This is a genomic window from Burkholderia sp. 22088 (assembly GCF_052045915.1).
GTDB classification, from domain to species: Bacteria; Pseudomonadota; Gammaproteobacteria; order Burkholderiales; family Burkholderiaceae; genus Burkholderia; species Burkholderia cepacia.
Genome location: NZ_JBQEPY010000023.1, coordinates 1 through 16,821 on the forward strand (window position 1 = coordinate 1; position 16,821 = coordinate 16,821).

At 67.4% G+C, this 16,821-nt stretch carries 16 protein-coding genes; 4 read left to right on the forward strand and 12 right to left on the reverse strand.

Annotated features, from left to right (window positions below):
* Positions 1-144: 144 nt before the first annotated feature.
* Entirely contained in the window at positions 145-2,097 is a 1,953-nt protein-coding gene (locus tag ACTJLD_RS34730; RefSeq protein WP_027788910.1) for a lytic transglycosylase domain-containing protein, read from the reverse strand.
* Between the two features lie 8 nt (positions 2,098-2,105).
* On the opposite strand from ACTJLD_RS34730, the gene ACTJLD_RS34735 reads away from it, so the two are divergent.
* Complete coding sequence (locus tag ACTJLD_RS34735) at positions 2,106-2,714, forward strand: 5-formyltetrahydrofolate cyclo-ligase (RefSeq protein ID WP_049096978.1); 609 nt, start codon at positions 2,106-2,108, stop codon at positions 2,712-2,714.
* 96 nt (positions 2,715-2,810) lie between these two features.
* On the opposite strand, the gene ACTJLD_RS34740 is transcribed toward ACTJLD_RS34735, so the two are convergent.
* On the reverse strand, positions 2,811-3,323 hold the full coding sequence (locus tag ACTJLD_RS34740) for a winged helix DNA-binding protein (protein WP_027788908.1): 513 nt from the start codon (positions 3,321-3,323) through the stop codon (positions 2,811-2,813).
* Between the two features lie 148 nt (positions 3,324-3,471).
* Here ACTJLD_RS34740 and pxpB point away from each other — a divergent pair, with 148 nt between their 5' ends.
* From pxpB to pxpA, 3 genes are all read left to right on the forward strand, one after another.
* Positions 3,472-4,128: a 5-oxoprolinase subunit PxpB gene (gene pxpB, locus ACTJLD_RS34745; RefSeq protein ID WP_059700422.1), complete on the forward strand. Its 657-nt coding sequence runs from the start codon at positions 3,472-3,474 to the stop codon at positions 4,126-4,128.
* Positions 4,125-5,192, forward strand: coding sequence for a biotin-dependent carboxyltransferase family protein (locus tag ACTJLD_RS34750; RefSeq protein WP_027788906.1), 1,068 nt, complete (start codon positions 4,125-4,127; stop codon positions 5,190-5,192). The genes pxpB and ACTJLD_RS34750 overlap by 4 nt, the downstream gene beginning before the upstream one ends.
* Before the next feature lie 70 nt (positions 5,193-5,262).
* Positions 5,263-6,027, forward strand: a complete 765-nt coding sequence (gene pxpA / locus ACTJLD_RS34755) for a 5-oxoprolinase subunit PxpA (RefSeq protein WP_027788905.1) — start codon at positions 5,263-5,265, stop codon at positions 6,025-6,027.
* Between the two features lie 143 nt (positions 6,028-6,170).
* On the opposite strand, the gene ACTJLD_RS34760 is transcribed toward pxpA, so the two are convergent.
* The 10 genes from ACTJLD_RS34760 to ACTJLD_RS34805 form a co-directional block, all read right to left on the reverse strand.
* On the reverse strand, positions 6,171-6,467 hold the full coding sequence (locus tag ACTJLD_RS34760) for a hypothetical protein (RefSeq protein ID WP_124534604.1): 297 nt from the start codon (positions 6,465-6,467) through the stop codon (positions 6,171-6,173).
* 99 nt (positions 6,468-6,566) lie between these two features.
* Positions 6,567-7,712 carry a TraB/GumN family protein gene (locus ACTJLD_RS34765; RefSeq protein WP_049096980.1) on the reverse strand — a complete coding sequence of 382 codons (1,146 nt, stop codon included), beginning with the start codon at positions 7,710-7,712 and terminating at the stop codon, positions 6,567-6,569.
* Positions 7,705-8,721 (reverse strand): peptide ABC transporter ATP-binding protein, encoded by a 1,017-nt coding sequence (locus ACTJLD_RS34770; protein WP_021163770.1) that lies wholly within the window; start codon positions 8,719-8,721, stop codon positions 7,705-7,707. The genes ACTJLD_RS34765 and ACTJLD_RS34770 overlap by 8 nt, the downstream gene beginning before the upstream one ends.
* Positions 8,718-9,716, reverse strand: coding sequence for an ABC transporter ATP-binding protein (locus ACTJLD_RS34775; protein ID WP_021163769.1), 999 nt, complete (start codon positions 9,714-9,716; stop codon positions 8,718-8,720). The genes ACTJLD_RS34770 and ACTJLD_RS34775 overlap by 4 nt, the downstream gene beginning before the upstream one ends.
* Position 9,717: 1 nt before the next feature.
* Positions 9,718-10,635, reverse strand: a complete 918-nt coding sequence (locus ACTJLD_RS34780) for an ABC transporter permease subunit (protein ID WP_027788903.1) — start codon at positions 10,633-10,635, stop codon at positions 9,718-9,720.
* 4 nt (positions 10,636-10,639) lie between these two features.
* Positions 10,640-11,650 (reverse strand): ABC transporter permease subunit, encoded by a 1,011-nt coding sequence (locus ACTJLD_RS34785; RefSeq protein WP_011353491.1) that lies wholly within the window; start codon positions 11,648-11,650, stop codon positions 10,640-10,642.
* Between the two features lie 110 nt (positions 11,651-11,760).
* Positions 11,761-13,389 carry an ABC transporter substrate-binding protein gene (locus ACTJLD_RS34790; RefSeq protein ID WP_059700427.1) on the reverse strand — a complete coding sequence of 543 codons (1,629 nt, stop codon included), beginning with the start codon at positions 13,387-13,389 and terminating at the stop codon, positions 11,761-11,763.
* Positions 13,390-13,708: 319 nt separating this feature from the next.
* On the reverse strand, positions 13,709-15,016 hold the full coding sequence (locus ACTJLD_RS34795) for an MFS transporter (RefSeq protein WP_021163766.1): 1,308 nt from the start codon (positions 15,014-15,016) through the stop codon (positions 13,709-13,711).
* Positions 15,017-15,207: 191 nt separating this feature from the next.
* Entirely contained in the window at positions 15,208-15,519 is a 312-nt protein-coding gene (locus ACTJLD_RS34800) for a high-potential iron-sulfur protein (RefSeq protein ID WP_021163765.1), read from the reverse strand.
* A gap of 183 nt (positions 15,520-15,702) precedes the next feature.
* Positions 15,703-16,812: an NAD(P)/FAD-dependent oxidoreductase gene (locus ACTJLD_RS34805; protein WP_440660974.1), complete on the reverse strand. Its 1,110-nt coding sequence runs from the start codon at positions 16,810-16,812 to the stop codon at positions 15,703-15,705.
* Positions 16,813-16,821 lie beyond the last annotated feature (9 nt).

Genomic DNA, 16,821 nt, shown 5'->3' on the forward strand with positions numbered 1-16,821 from the left:
GAGCTGCACGACGCCGGCGCCGGTCAGCGGCACGCCGTCGTACAGGCTGTCGCCGAGCTTGAAGGCACGTTCGCAAGCCCGTTATTAGCGTGAACAGCCCCTTGAACACTGCCGCGTCTCGCGCGGCAGTGTGAAGAGTGCGGATCAGGGCGAGATCATGCCCAGGCGTTTCTTCAACGACTGTGGTTTGCCCTCGAAGAGCGCCGCGTAATAAACGGTGTTCGACAGCACGTTCTTCACGTAGTCGCGCGTCTCGTTGAACGGAATCGTTTCTGCGAAGATCGCGCCTTCGACCGGCTGCGTCAACACCTGGCGCCACTGGCGCGGCCGGCCCGGGCCCGCGTTGTAGCCGGCCGTGGCGAGCACCGGCGAGCTGTCGAAGTTGTTGTAGATGTCCGCCAGATACCAGGTGCCGAGCTGGATGTTGGTATCGATGTCGTGCATCTGCGTGCGCGAGATCGTGCCGAGGCCGAGCTTCTTCGCGACCATCTGCGCGGTGGCCGGCATCAGCTGCATCAGGCCGCCCGCGCCTACCGACGAACGCGCGCTCGTGATGAAGCGCGACTCCTGGCGGATCAGGCCGTACGCCCATTCGGTGTCGAGGCCCGTCGACTGCGCGTAGCGCTCGACGATGTTGCGGTACGGCGACGGGTAGCGCAGCGTGAAATCGTGCTCGGCTTTCGTGCGGTCGGCCGTGTTGACCGTGCGGTCGAGCAGGTCGACACGCTTGCCGTACTCGGCGGCCGCGAGCAGCTGGCGATCGGTCATCCCGCGCAGCGGCCAGTTCCATTCGCGGTTGCCCTCGAGGCGCAGGTTCAGCGCGTAGAAACGCTGCGCGAGCGCGAAGCCCGGAATCTTGCCCATCGCGTCGATCTCGGCGTCGCTCACCTTCGTGCGCGGCGGGATCGTCGTGCGCTGGCCGAGCTCTTCCCCGGCGAGCTGCCCGTAGAAGTTGTACTGCCCGGCGACCTGCTCGAATTCCTGGTTCGCCTGCAGCGTGTCGCCGCTCTGCTTGAGCGCGCGCGCATGCCAGTAGATCCAGGCCGGATCGTCGCGCAGCGACGGCGGCATCTGCTCGATCGACCAGCGCACCATCGGCCAGTTGCCGGCGAGCAGCGCGGCGCGCGTGCGCCATTCGTAGCCTGGGTTCGACAGCGGCGCATTCGCGGATTTCGCGTACCAGACCGACGCGAGCGGCGAGCGCTTGATCGCACCCTGGTAGCCGATCGCACCCCACGCGATCGCCTGCTCCTGTTTGGTCAGCGAAGGCGCGACCGTCGTGAGCATGCCGGCGGCCGCGTCCGGATCGTTGCGCGCCATGCGGCCGAGCGCGATCAGCGCGAGCTGGTGCGACGTCGCGTCGGGGCCGACGCCGCGCGCGAGGTACAGCGGCGGCGCGCTCGTCGCCTGGTCGAAGCCGACCGGACGCGCGCCGAGCGCGTCGACGATCTTGCCGCCGAGCGTCGTGTAGTTCTGCTCGTACGCGAGGCGCGCCTGCTGCCACACGTCGTCGCTCGTGAACTGCTGGTTGACCGTGAGCGCGGTGATCAGGTCGACGCATGCGTCGCCGTAATTCTTCGGCTCGACGAGCAGCGCGCGTGCCGCATCGGCGACGTTCTCGCCGCGCGCCGCGCGCGATTCGAGCGCATAACACTTGACCTGCGTGTCGTCGTCGAGCACGAAGCGCTTGTATTGATCGTCGAAGTTGCGCCAGTCGTGGCGCGCGCCGAGCACGAGCAGGTAGTCGTTGCGCAGGCGGTCGGCGATCGCCTGGCCGTCGTAGCGCTGCAGGAACGACTGCACGGGCGCGTCCGGCGCATCCACGCGCGCGCGGCCCGTCGAATCGAACAGCTGCGGCTTGATCTGGAAATACTCGACGTAGGACGGTACCGGATAGTTCGGAATCATCGACGCGAGCTGCGCGGCTTTCGCGGCGTCGTTGCGGCGCGCGGCTTCACGAAGCTGCACGAAGGTCTGGTCGTCCCCGGAGACCGTATCGTCGTTCGGTGCGGCGCACGCGGCCGTGCCCGCGACGAGCGCGGTGGCCGAAAGCGTCAGCGCGACCGCGCGATATACTCGGAAAAGGCTGTTCGACATCGTTTTGAATGGAGCACGAAGTGAGCGAAAGCATAGCACGCAACCCTGTGCCGAACCCGAAGGTTGCGCTACGCAAAACGCTGTCCGGCGCGCGTCGCGACGCCGCGTCGCAACCCGCCGCGAACGCCGCGCTCGACGCGCGGCTGCGCACGCTGCTCGAGCGGCTCGCGCCGCGCACGGTCGGATTCTACTGGCCGCTGCCGGGCGAATTCGATGCGCGCGATGCGGTGCTCGCCTGGTGCGCGGCCGGTGCCGGCCGGCGCGCCGCGCTGCCCGTGATCGGCGAGCGGCACACGCCGCTCGAGTTCCATGCATGGGACACGCATACGCCGATGCGCGAAGGCCATCACCGGATTCCGGAACCGGCGTCGGGAATCGTCGTCGTGCCCGACCTGTTGCTGATTCCCTGTGTGGGATTCGATCCGCAGCGCTACCGGCTCGGCTACGGCGGCGGCTATTACGACCGCACGCTCGCCGCGTGGCCGGGCAGCCAGCCGCCCGTGACGGTCGGCATCGCCTATGAAGCGTGCCGCGTCGACGCACTGCCGGCCGAAGCGCACGATCTCGCGCTGCGCTGGATCGTGACCGACGGCGCGCTCTACCCGGCCGCCGGATGATGCGGCGGGCGGCGCGGCGTCCGTCGTCGCACGACCGTCAGCGCATTGCCGCGCGCCACCGCCGGCGCAACCCCGGCCCGACCCCGGTCCAACCGCTTACAGCGACGCCGCCGCGCGCGCGGCCGTGTCGTACAGCCCCGATGCGTTGCGCAGCAACTGCGCCGCGTCGCCGATCTGCTCGTTGGTGAGCCCGCTGTCCTTCAGCGTCTCGATCAGGCAGTGCTCGCGCACCTCGCGGTACTTCAGGCACAGGTCGCGGCCCGCGTCGGTCGCGAAGAAGAACACTTCCTTGCCGTTCTTCTCGCTCTTCACATAGCCGCGGGCGATCAGTTTTTTCAGCGCATAGGTCGCGACGTGCGTATCCTCGATATTGAGCACGAAGCAGATGTCGGCGAGCTTCTTCTTGCGTTCACGGTGGCTGACGTGATGCAGCAGCGACACCTCGACCGCCGTCATGTCCTTCGCGCCGGCCGCCGACATGCAGCGCACCATCCACCGGTTGAACGCGTTGCCTGCCATGATGAGCCCGTATTCGAGCTCCGACAGCTCCGCGCTCGAATCGGAAACGAGGTGTTCGGATGACACGATCTTGGTCGCAGGACGCTTCATGTAAAGACGGAGCAAGCCGGATGACAGGGTGTGCCGAGTGTACGCCAGAAGCCCGGACATCCGGGCTAGGCGAAAACGCTTATTGGGAAGTTGTCGATATTTTATTGACAATGTGCGCTAACATTGCCGTCCGAACCGTGCCAGTCCGATGACGCAACCCCGCATTTATCCGCTCGGCGATGCCGCCCTCGTCTGCGAGGTGCCGCCGCCCGCCACGCTCGATTGCCAGCGCCGCGTCTGGGCCGTTGCCGAGGTCGCGCGCGCGTGGCCCGACGTGGTCGACGTCGTGCCCGGCATGAACAACCTGACGATCGTGTTCGACGCGCTCGCCACGACGGCCGAATCGCTCACGCCGGCGCTGCGCGACGCGTGGGAGACGGCCGACGTCGAGCATGCGGACGGTCGCGAGGTCGAAATCCCGGTCGAGTACGGCGGCGCCGCCGGCCCCGACCTGGCGGCCGTCGCCGCCCATACCGGCCTGTCGGCCGACGAGGTCGTCGCGCGCCACGCAGCCGGTGCCTACGTCGTATTCTTCGTCGGCTTCCAGCCGGGCTTCGCGTATCTCGGCGGGCTCGATGCCGCGCTGCACACGCCGCGCCGCGCGGCGCCGCGCCTCGAGGTGCCGGCCGGCTCGGTCGGCATCGGCGGCGCGCAGACAGGCATCTACCCGGCCACGTCTCCCGGCGGCTGGCAACTGATCGGCCGCACGTCGCACGTGCTGTTCGATCCGGCGCGGCCGCAGCCGACGCTGCTGCTGCCCGGCGACCGCGTGCGCTTCACCATTGCGGGAGTCGACGCGCGATGACCCAGAGCAACGCACCGGGCACCATCGAGGTGGTGCGGGCCGGCCCGCTGTCCACCGTGCAGGATCTCGGCCGCCGCGGCACGCGCCATCTCGGCGTCGCGCAGGGCGGCGCGCTCGACAGCCTCGCGCTCGAGGTCGGCAACCGGCTGGTCGGCAACCGTCCCGACGCGGCGGCCGTCGAAATCACGATCGGCCCGGCCGCCTTCCGCTTCACGCGCGCGACCCGCATCGCGATCACCGGCACCGAGTTCGGCGCCACGCTCGACGGCCGGCGCGTATATTCGTGGTGGAGCCTGCCGGTCGAGGCCGGGCAGACGCTCGTGCTGCCGGCCGCGAAACGCGGGATGCGCGGCTACCTGTGCATCGCCGGCGGCATCGACGTGCTGCCGATGCTCGGCTCGCGCAGCACCGATCTCGCGTCGCGCTTCGGCGGCCTCGGCGGCCGCGCGCTGCGCGACGGCGATCGCCTCCCGGTCGGCGTGCTTCCGGCCGGAATGGGCTGCCTCGCGGCCGATGCGCCCGAATTCGGGGTAAAGGCGCCGGCGTGGTGCGCGTTCGCGCGCGTCGACGAGCCGCCGCGCCGCCACCGCCCCGCGCATGCGCCGTGGGCGATGCCCGTGCGCGTGCTGCCGGGCCCCGACTACGCGTCGTTCGCCGCCGATGCGCAGCAGGCGTTCTGGGACGAGGAATGGCTCGTCACGGCGAACAGCAACCGCATGGGCTATCGGCTTGCGGGCGTCGAACTCGTGCGCGAGCGGCCGGCCGAGCTGCTGTCGCATGCGGTACTGCCCGGCACGATCCAGGTGCCGCCAAACGGCCAGCCGATCGTGCTGATGCACGACGCGCAGACCACCGGCGGCTACCCGAAGATCGGCACGGTGATCCGTGCGGATCTGTGGAAACTCGCGCAGGCGCGGCTCAACCTGCCGGTCCGCTTCGTGCGCACGACACCCGACGCCGCGCGCGCCGCCCTGGCCGCAGAACGTGCCTATCTGCGGCAGATCGACGTGGCGATCGACATGCGCGAGGAAGCGCGCCGCCGCGCCCAGTCGCGCGCGGCATGACAATGGCGGTAGCAGTACCGAAGGCAGTAGCAGCAAGGACGGGCCACGCAATCAGTGGACGAGGAACACCATGGAAATCGATCTGAATGCCGATCTCGGCGAAGGCTGCGGTTCGGACGAGGCGCTGCTCGACCTCGTCACGTCCGCGAACATCGCATGCGGGTGGCATGCGGGCGGCGCGAACGCGATGCGCGACTGCGTGCGCTGGGCCGTGCAGAAAGGCGTGGCGATCGGCGCGCATCCGAGCTTTCACGATCCGGAGAATTTCGGCCGCAAGGAAATGCAGCTGCCGGCCGGCGACATCTACGCGGGCGTGCTGTACCAGCTCGGCGCGCTGTCGGCGATCGCGCAGGCCGAGGGCGGGCGCATCGCGCACGTGAAACCGCACGGCGCGCTGTACAACCAGGCCGCACGCGACCCGATGATCGCCGATGCTGTGGTGTCCGCGATCCGCGATTTCGATCCGTCGCTCGCGGTCTTCGGGCTCGCGAACAGCGTGTTCGTCGCGGCCGCGCGGCACGCGGGGCTCGCCGCGGTGGAGGAAGTGTTCGCCGATCGCGGCTACCGCGCGGACGGCTCGCTCGTGCCGCGCAACCAGCCCGGCGCGCTGATCGACGACGAAGACACGATGATCGCGCGTACGCTGGACATGGTGCGCAGCCGTCAGGTGCGCGCGATCGGCGGCGAGTGGGTAATGCTCAATGCGCAGACCGTCTGCCTGCACGGCGACGGGCCGCATGCGCTGGTATTCGCGAAACGGATTCGCGCCGCGCTCGAGGCGGTGGGCGTCGACGTCGTCGCGCCCGGCATGCTGCAGGCCGACGAACGCACGTGACCCGGCCGGCTGCCTGATCCGTCGCACAAAAGAAAAAAGCGCCCTCGTGGCGCTTTTCCGTTGGCGCAATCGCTGCGGCTTCGCCGTCTGTCGATTCGCCCCCCGAAACCGTCTTTCGACGGTGACCGGAAAAAACTTCCGGATTAAAAAACGTCCGCCGCCGCCCGATCACTGCATTCCCCGGTCAGACGACGGAACGTTGCTTTATCTGCAAGTCGGCCTGCATGCATGTTTTGTACGACGATGATTGGCCCCGCCGTGCATGCAGACACTCCGCGGCCGGCACGTGCTTCACGTGCCGGCAACGCTAACCCCGCGCTTATTTCTGCTACCCCGTAGAACTTATCTATTCTTTTCATTTTTTCAACTTGTGGGGTGAAGAATAGATATTGGCAGAACGGGATGTCAATCGTTTTAAACGCTATTTTCCGACGATTCAAGGGTTTTCCTTATCGATTGCCGCCCACGCGCACGCGTTTCGCCGCGGGTGCGCGAGGCCAATCAAACAGGGGAAGATCGGTGCGGGCCGTCGGGCGCGATCAGTTCGCGTCGACCCGGTATCCTTGCTGGCGCAACAATTCGAGCACGCCGCGCGGACCGCCCAGATGCAGCGCGCCGATCGCGACGAACAGCGGCCGGTTCGGTGCGGCGATTGCCGTCATCCGTGCAACGAAGCGGCGGTTGCGCTCGTACACGATCTTGTTGTCGATCGACGCCGACAACACCTTCGAACGCGCGAGCCGTTCGCTCTTCGCGACGGCCCACGCCGAGATCGCATCGGCGTCGCCAATTCGCCACAGTCGGTGCAGCGCCTTGATGTCGTCGGCGTTCTGTGCGGGCGTCTGCACCATGTCCTGCGCGAGCATCTCGCGCTGCTCGGCGAGCGTCAGCCCGGTGAACGCGCGCATCTGTTCGGCGAGCGTCTCGAGCCCGATTACGCGGCCGCCCTTCTTCTTCAGGAACACGTTCTGCAACTGCGCCTCGGTGCCGTACTCGGTCTGCAGGCCGGCCGACAGCGAATCGTAGGTCTCGACGACGAGCGCCGCGAGCCACGGCCGCATCTTGCGGATCTCGGCGAGCGCGGCCGGGTTGCCGCGCAGGCGCGCCGCGAGCCGCTGCCACAGCGGATCCGGCAGCAGGCGCTGCAGGCACGGGTAGCGGCATACGCCGTACTTCGACACGTCGTCCTGGGATTCGAGCAGGTCGTCGGGCGACAGCTCGAGCGCGAGCGTCGGCGACGCGGCGAGCGCCGCGAGGATGCGCGGCCGGAACGGCTGCGCGCTCGGGTAATCGGACGGATCGCCCGTGTGCAGCGTGCCGAGCACGTAGAGCGTGACACGCCCCTTGGTCGCGACGTAGAACGGCATGCGCGCGGGCTGCACGCGCACCGCGCCGCTCGCGACCGTGCCGTTCGACACGGCGGGTGCGTGAAAGCCCGGCAGGCTCATGCCGGGCGGCGGGACTTGCGACGGATGGATCGGTGAGGTGGCCGGCGCGCGCCCTTCGGCGCGCGCGGATTCGACGGGAACCACGAGGCTGGCCGCCACGCACGCGCCGGCCAGCGCGGCGCCCGTGACGGTACGCACGCCCCAGCGCCGCGCGTAGCGGTACGCGCGCATCACGCGCGCGCCGCCTGCCCCCGCACGGCGCACGCCGGACGCGCGCGCCGCCAACGCTTCAGGCATTCGCCTCCCCTACCTCCTCGGCCCGATGGCAGGCCACGCGCCGGCCGTCGACCTCGCGCAGCTGCGGCTCCTCCGCACGGCAGCGCTCGACCGCATACGGGCAGCGCTGGTGGAACGCGCAGCCCGACGGCGGATTGAGCGGCGACGGCAGTTCGCCCTGCAGCTTGATCTGCACGCGGCGGTCTTCCTCGAAGATCGCCGGCGTCGCCGACATCAGCGCGCGCGTGTACGGATGGCGCGGCCGCGCGTAGATCGTCGCCTTGTCGCCGAGCTCGGCGACGCTGCCGAAGTACATCACCATCACGTCGTCCGCGACGTGCTCGACCACCGACAGGTTGTGCGAGATGAACACGTAGCTCGTCTTGAACTGCTCCTGCAGATCCATGAACAGGTTCAGGATCTGCGCCTGGATCGACACGTCGAGCGCGGACACCGGCTCGTCGGCGACGACGATGCGCGGATCGAGGATCATCGCGCGCGCGATCGCGACACGCTGGCGCTGGCCACCCGAGAACATGTGCGGATAGCGCTTCGCGTGTTCGGGCCGCAGGCCGACCGTGCGCATGATCTGCGCGATGCGCTGCGCGCGCTCGGCGGCCGTCAGGTTCGCGTTGATCTCGAGCGGCTCGGAGAGCGTCTGCTCGACGGTCTTGCGCGGGTTCAGCGACGCGAACGGGTTCTGGAACACCATCTGCACGCGGCGGCGCAGGTCGGCGACCGTCTCGCGGTTCGCGCCGGCGACGTCCTTGCCGTCGATCGTCAGGTGGCCCGCGGTGGGCGTCTCGATCATCGTGAGCTGGCGCGCGAGCGTGGATTTTCCGCAGCCCGATTCGCCGACGACGGCGAGCGTCTTGCCGCGCTTCAGCGAGAACGACACGCCGTTCAGCGCCTTCACCGTACCCTGCCCGAACATCCCGCGTTTCACCGAATAGTGTTTCGCGAGGCCGTCGGCCACCAGCACGGCTTCCTCGTCGTGCGGCGTGGCACGCGTCTGATTGACTGCATTCATCGTGCACCTCCCGTCAGGTCGAGGTTGGAAACATTGAGCGGCTTGATGCAGCGCGCACGCATCGCATCGTTGGCCGGCACCAGCGTATCGAGCGCCGGCCGCGCCTTGCGGCAATCGTCGACGACGTACTTGCAGCGCGGCGCGAACAGGCACCCGGACGGGCGATCATCGCGGCCCGGCACCATGCCCGGCAATGCGGCAAGGCGACGCGCCCCCTTATTGTGCTCGGGAATCGCGGCGAGCAGCGCTTCGGTGTACGGATGGTGCGGCGCGCGGAAGATGTCGGGCACGCGATTGGTCTCGATGACCTCGCCCGCATACATCACCGCGACACGCTGCGCGACTTCCGACACCACGGCCAGGTCGTGCGAGATCAGCACGAGCGCCATCCCGCGTTCCTTCTGCAGCTTCACGAGCAGGTCCATGATCTGCGCCTGGATCGTCACGTCGAGCGCGGTGGTCGGCTCGTCGGCGATCAGCAGCTTCGGGTTGCACGCGACGGCCATCGCGATCATCACGCGCTGGTTCATCCCGCCCGACATCTGGTGCGGGAACGACGCGATGCGGTTCTTCGCATCGGGAATGCCGACCTGGTCGAGCAGTTCGAGCGCGCGCCGGTGCAGCGCGTCGCCGCGCAGCCCTTCGTGCAGCTTCAGCACTTCCTTGATCTGGTAACCGACGGTGTAGCTCGGGTTCAGGCTCGTCAGCGCATCCTGGAACACCATCGCGATGTCCTTGCCGACGATCTTGCGGCGCGCTTTCGGCGATGCCTTCAGCAGGTCCACGCCGTTGAACGTGACCTCGTCGGCCGTCACCTTGCCGGGTGCGTCGATCAGGCCCATCAGCGCCATCATCGTCACGCTCTTGCCCGAGCCCGATTCGCCGACGACGCCCACCACCTCGCCCGGCGCGATCGACAGGTTGATCCGGTCGACGGCGGGCAGGCCGTTGAAGTTCACCGCGAGATTGCGGATGGTCAGTAGGTTCTCGCTCATGTCATGCCATCCGCTTCAGTTTGGGATCGAGCGCGTCGCGCAGCCCGTCGCCGAGCAGGTTGATCGCGAGCACCGAAATCAGGATCGACAGGCCGGGCATCGTCACGATCCACCATGCGTTGTCGATGTAGTCGCGCGCGGACGCGAGCATCGCGCCCCACTCGGCGGTCGGCGGCTGCACGCCGAGGCCGAGGAAGCCGAGCGCGGCCGCGTCGAGGATCGCCGACGAGAAGCCGAGCGTCGCCTGCACGATCAGCGGCGCCGTGCAGTTCGGCAGCACCTGCGAGAACATCAGGCGCAGCGTGCCGGCACCGGCCACACGCGACGCCGTCACGTACTCCTTCTGCAGTTCGCCGAGCGCCGACGCACGCGTGAGACGCACATAGGCCGGCAGCGCGACGATCGCGATCGCGAACATCGTGTTGGTGAGACCCGGGCCGATGATCGCGACGACCGCGACCGCGAGCAGCAGCGACGGCAGCGCGAGCAGCACGTCCATGATGCGCATCACGGGCGTGTCGGCCCACTTCTGGAAGAACGCGGCGACGAGCCCGAGCACGATGCCGGGGATCAGCGCGAGCACGACCGACACGAAGCCGATCCAGAACGACATCCGTGCGCCGAACATCAGGCGCGACAGGATGTCGCGGCCCGCTTCGTCGGTGCCGAGGATGAATTGCCAGTTGCCGCCCGCGAGCCACGCGGGCGGAATCTTCACGTAGTCGCGGTATTGCTCGACCGGGCTGTGCGGCGCGAGCACCGGTGCGAGCAGCGCGACCAGGATCAGCACGATCACGACGATCCCGGCGCCGACGGCGCCGCGGTTGCGCGAGAAGTTGGCCCAGAACTCGCGCAGCGCGAGCGCACGGCCGCCGGCCGGCGCGGATTCGCTCGGCAAGGTGTTTTGCAGATTGCTCATGGAATTACCTCGTGTGGCGGATGCGCGGATTCAGCACGCCGTACAGCAGGTCGACGACCAGGTTCACGACGATCACGAGCGTCGCGATCAGCAGGATGCCGCCCTGGACGACCGGATAGTCGCGACGGCCGATCGCATCGATCAGCCACTTGCCGACACCGGGCCACGAAAAGAGCGTCTCGGTCAGCACGGCGCCCGCGAGCAGCGTGCCGATCTGCAGGCCGATCACGGTGACGACCGGAATCAGCGCATTGCGCAGCGCATGCACGACGACCACGCGCGCGGGCGACAGCCCCTTCGCGCGTGCGGTGCGGATGTAGTCCTCGCGCAGCACTTCGAGCATCGACGAGCGCGTCATCCGTGCGATCACCGCGAGCGGGATCGTGCCGAGCACGATCGCGGGCAGGATCAGGTGGCTGACCGCCGACTTGAACGAGCCTTCGTCCGGCGCGAGCAGCGCGTCGATCAGCATGAAGCCCGTCGGATGGGGGAAGTCGTATTCGACGGCGATGCGCCCCGACACGGGCGTCCAGCCGAGGTATGACGAAAACACCATGATGAGGATCAGCCCCCACCAGAAGATCGGCATCGAGTAGCCGGTGAGCGCGGTGCCCATCACGCCGTGATCGACGACCGAGCCGCGCCGCAGCGCGGCGATCACGCCGGCCGGCAGGCCGACCGCGAGCGCGAACACGAGCGCGCACAGCGACAGTTCGACGGTCGCCGGGAAGCGCGCAAAGAACTCGCCCGCGACGCTCGTGTTGGTGATGATCGACGTGCCGAGGTCGCCATGCAGCGCCCGGCCGATGTAGTGGAGGTACTGCATGGGCAGCGGCTGGTCGAGCCCGAGGCGTTTCATCGCCTCCGCATGCATCGCGGGATCGACGCCGCGCTCGCCCATCATCACTTCGATGGGGTCGCCCGGTATCAGGTGAATCAGCGCAAACGCCAGGATGGTGATGCCGATGAAGGTCGGGATCACCATCCCCACGCGGCGCAACACGAATGTGAACATGATGCGTCTCGTATTTTCTTGTGGGAAATGTGCGACCGGCGACGGGAAGCTTTTGGCCTCCCGCCGCCGGATGAATTAGCCGGTCTTCGCGACAGCTTACGACAGGCGTATTACTTCACGCCAACACCGTCGAAACGGGCGTAGCCGAGCGGCTCGATACGCATGTCGACCACGTTCTTGCGCACCGGCTGGTAGACCGTCGAGTTCGCGATCGGCGAGAACGGCAGCTGTTGCGCGAAGATCTGCTGGGCCTGCGTGTAGAGCTTCGTCCGCGCGTCCTGGCCCGTCGTCGTGCGGCCCTTCTGGACCAGCTCGTCGAACGGCTTGTAGCACCAGTGCGAGAAGTTGTTGCCCTTGATCGCTTCGCAGCCGAGCAGCGTGCCGAGCCAGTTGTCCGGGTCGCCGTTATCGCCCGTCCAGCCGATCAGCATCGTGTCCTGCTCGCCCGAGTGCGCGCGCTTGATGTACTCGCCCCACTCGTACGTGACGATCTTCGCCTTCACGCCGATCTTCGCCCAGTCGGCCTGGATCATCTCGGCCATCAGGCGGGCGTTCGGGTTGTACGCGCGCTGCACGGGCATCGCCCACAGCGTGATCTCGAAGCCGTTCGCATAACCGGCCTTCGCCAGCAGCGCCTTCGCCTTCGCGGTGTCGTACGCGGCCATCTTCAGGTTCTTGTCGTACGACCATTGGGTCGGCGGCATCGGCGCGGAAGCCGCTTGACCGGCACCCTGGTAGACGGATTCGAGGATCGCCTTCTTGTTGATCGCCATGTCGAGCGCCTGACGCACCTCGAGCTTGTCGACCGGCTTGTGCTCGACGTTGTACGCGAGGTAGCCGAGGTTGAAGCCTGCCTGCGACGGCATGTCGACACCCGAATCGGCCTTCAGCGTCGCGATGTCGGCCGGACGCGGATAGCTCATCACCTGGCATTCGTTGCGCTTGATCTTCTGCACGCGCACGCCCGGGTCGGGCGTGATCGAGAAGATCAGCTTCGAGATCTTCACTTCGCCCTTCTTCCAGTAATCAGGATTGCCGTCGAACCGGATCGTCGCATCCTTCGTGTAGCTGCGGAAGATGAACGGGCCCGTGCCGACCGGCTTCTGGTTGATGTCGGCGGCCTTGCCGGCCTTCATCAGCTGGTCGCCGTATTCGGCCGACAGGATCGACGCGAATTCCATCGCCATGTTCTGGATGAACGGCGCATTCGGCTCGGCCAGCGTGAACTTCACGGTGTACGGATCGACCTTCTCGACCTTCGTGATCAGCTTGTCGAGGCCCATGTCGGTGAAGTACGGGAACGACACCGGGTACGCCTTGCGGAACGCCTGGTTCGGGTCGAGCATGCGCTGGAACGTGAACAGCACGTCGTCCGCGTTGAATTCGCGCGTCGGCTTGAAGAAGTCGGTCGTGTGGAACTTCACGCCGTGGCGCAGGTGGAACGTGTACACCTTGCCGTCGGGCGATACGTCCCATTTCTCGGCGAGGCCCGGCTCGACCTTCGTGCCGCCGCGCTCGAATTCGACGAGGCGGTTGTAGACGGTGAACGTGGCGGCGGTGAAATCGACGCCGGTCGTAAATTGCGCGGAATCGAAACCCGCCGGGCTGCCTTCTGAGCAGTAGACGAGCGTTTTGTTCGGAATCTGTGCGAATGCAGAACCCGCGACGCCGAGCGATGCCGCTGCCACGCCTGCAATGGCGGTAACACGCAGGGTGTGCAACAGACGGTTGTATTCCATGTTTCCTCCAGGTCTCCAGGTCGGAACCGGCCCGCCAGGGGCCGGCGTACGCGGATATTACTTGAGCTAACGATGTGGCAACAAGCTGGAGAAAAAACTCTTCTACATGACCGCGCGGGTTTGTGCCGATGTTTAGTGTGGGTAAAAAATGCGAAAACGCGCGCGAGCGACAATTTCGTTCATCTCGCGCAAGTTTCGTTCGGCAACTAAACAATTCGGGCGCGAACACGAAGGCTCGATACGCCGTTTCCGCGTGTTCCGCAGCACATCATTGCGTTTTGCGAAACGATCCGATGACCATCTTCAAATCGTCATGTCGTCATGCGGGTGCGTCGAGGTCGGCGCTGCGCGCGGGCACGAACGCGACCGCGACGATCGACAGCGCGATCCCCGCCATCACGTAGTAAGTCGGCGCGAGCGGCGTGCCCGTGACCTTGATCAGCCACGTGACGATGAACTGCCCGAAACCGCCGAACAGCATCACCGCGACGTTGTACGCGATCGACAGCCCGGTCGAGCGCACGTTGGCCGGGAACAGCTCGGCAATCATCGCGCCGAACGGCCCGTAGTAGCCCGCGAGCGTGATCGACAGCACGACCTGCACCGCGATCAGCCGCGCGATGCTCGGCGCCGCGTCGAGCCACGCGAACAGCGGATACATCAGCGCGAGCGTCAGCACCAGCGACCACAGCGACAGCCCCTTGCGGCCGATGCGGTCCGACCACGCGCCCGCGACCGGCGACAGCACCATCAGCAGCAGGTTGCCGGCGATCACCGCGTAGAACGATTCCGCGTAGGGCAGCTTCAGCTGCTTCACCGCGAAGGTCGGCAGATAGCTGATCAGCACGTAGATCGTCACCGTCAGCGCGATCACCGAGCCGAGCCCGCACAGCACCTCGCGCGGGTGGCGCGTGAACACTTCGCCGAGCGTCGCGCGGCGCGCGTTCTGCTGCGCATGCAGGAACGCTTCGGAATCGGCGAGATGGCGGCGGATGTAGAAGCCGATCGGGCCGATCACGAGCCCGAGGATGAACGGCACGCGCCAGCCCCAGCTGCGCAGTGCATCGTGCGACAGCCCGCGCGTGACGGCCGCGCCGACGAGCGCGCCGATCAGCAGCGCGGCCGCCTGGCTCGCCATCTGCCAGCTGCCGTAGAAGCCGCGTTTCGAGAACGGCGCGGCCTCGATCAGCAGCGCCGTCGCGCTGCCGAATTCGCCGCCCGCGGAGAACCCCTGCAGCAGGCGGCCCAGCACGATCAGGATCGGGCCGCCGATGCCGATCGCCGCGTAGGGCGGCGCGACCGCGAGCAGGAAGATGCCGCCCGTCATCAACAGGATCACGAGGGACAGCGCGGCCTTGCGGCCGGCGCGATCCGCGTACAGCCCGAACACGATGCCGCCGATCGGGCGCATGAAGAACGCGACGCCGAACGTCGCCGTCGTCAGCAGCAGCGACGAATATTCGCTGGAGGTCGGGAAGAACAGCTCGGCGATCACGACCGTCATGAAGCCGAACACCGTGAAGTCGTACCACTCGAGCGCGTTGCCGATCACGGCGGCGAACACCGCGCGGCGGTTCAGCGCACGCTCGGGCCGGATCGTTTTCGTTGAATTCGCAATCGTCGCCATGCGTGCCTCGTCCTCGTCAGTACGCCGTGTCGGGCGGCGCGGCGCGCGGGGTGCCCGCGGCGCGCTGGTTTGCAGCGAGTGTAGAAAGCGACGGAACCGTTTTCAAGCAATAAAAAACGCCCGCCATCGTTCGACGGCGGGCGTTTTGCGGTTTTCGCCACAATGCGGCATCGCACGATGCCGCACGGGCCTCAACCCATCTTCGAGAAGGCGCTGCACCAGCCCTTCGCCGACACCTGCTTGCCGGGGAAGGCGCCGCACGGGCCCGAGGCCGAGCCCTTCTTGCCCTGGTACAGCATGCAGGCCGCGCAATCCTGGCCCGCTGCGTATTTCGGGTACTTCGTCTTGTCGACCTTCGTGGCATCGGCCTTGTAGCCGAGCGCCACGGCGGTCGGATCGGTTTCCGACAGCATCGGCGCATCGGCCAGCGCTTCGCGCGACAGCGCCAGCGCGGACACGGCACCAATGCTCGTAATCAGGAAACTCCGACGGGATGTTTTCATGGGGGACTCGCTCCAACGTTATCGGTTTGAAAGCTGTTCTGGCGACAGCCGTTCGACAGAATAACGCTCAAGCGAATAAATGTGCGTGCCGAAATTCCAGAGATAAGGAATTTCACACGGCTGCCATGTGGCCGCAACCTGGCCGACACGTGCCCGCTACATATCCGCTACACGCCCGCCACATCAGCGGTAAGCCGCCATCTCGCCCACGCGCTGCGCGAGCGCGAGCGACGCGGTGAGCCCCGGCGACTCGATGCCGAACAGGTTCACAAGCCCGCGCACGCCATGCTGCGCGGCGCCCTGCACGATGAAATCGGCCGGCGGCTCGCCCGGCCCCGCGAGCTTCGGCCGGATGCCCGCGTACGCCGGCTGCAGCGCATCGTCGGGCAAGCCCGGCCAGAACGCGCGGATCGACGCGTAAAACGCGGTCGCACGCGCCGGATCGACTTCGTAGCGCAGCGAATCGCACCACTCGACATCCGGGCCGAAGCGCGCCTGCCCGCCGAGATCGAGCGTCAGGTGCACGCCGAGCCCCGCGCGATCGGGCATCGGGTAGATCAGGTGCGAGAACGGCGCGCGGCCCGACAGGCTGAAGTAATTGCCGCGCGCGAGATAGAGCGGCGGCACCCAGCGCGGGTCGAGGCCGCGCGTGCGGCGCGCCAGCGCCTGCGCGCCGAGGCCCGCGCTGTTGATCACGCACGCGGCCTCGATCTCGGCAGGCGCTTCGCCGCCCGTGCGCACGACGAAGCGCCCGCCGCGCAGCACGTCGATCGATTCGACCGGGGATTTCAGCGCGCACACGGCGCCGTCGCGCTCGGCGTCGCCGAGCAGCGCGAGCATCAGCTGGTGGCTGTCGACGATGCCGGTGGACGGCGAGAACAGCGCCTCGACGCATCCGAGCGCGGGCTCGAGCGTCTGCGCCTCGGCACGCGTGAGCGGCATCAGGTCGAGCACGCCGTTTTCGGCCGCGCGCGCGGCGATCGCCTTCAACTGCTTCACCTGCGCGGCGCTCGTGGCGACGAGCAGCTTGCCGGTGCGCCGGTGAGGCACGTGATGCGTCTCGCAGAATTCGTACAGCAGGTCGCGCCCGTGCACGCACGACGTCGCCTTCAGCGACCCGCGCGGATAGTAGAGCCCCGCATGAATCACTTCGCTGTTGCGCGAGCTCGTACCCGTGCCGATCGCATCGGCGGCCTCGAGCACGAGCGTTTCACGCCCGCGCGCGGCCAGTTCGCGCGCAATCGCAAGACCGACGACGCCCGCGCCGATCACGACACAATCCATCTGCTCCATGACGTTTCG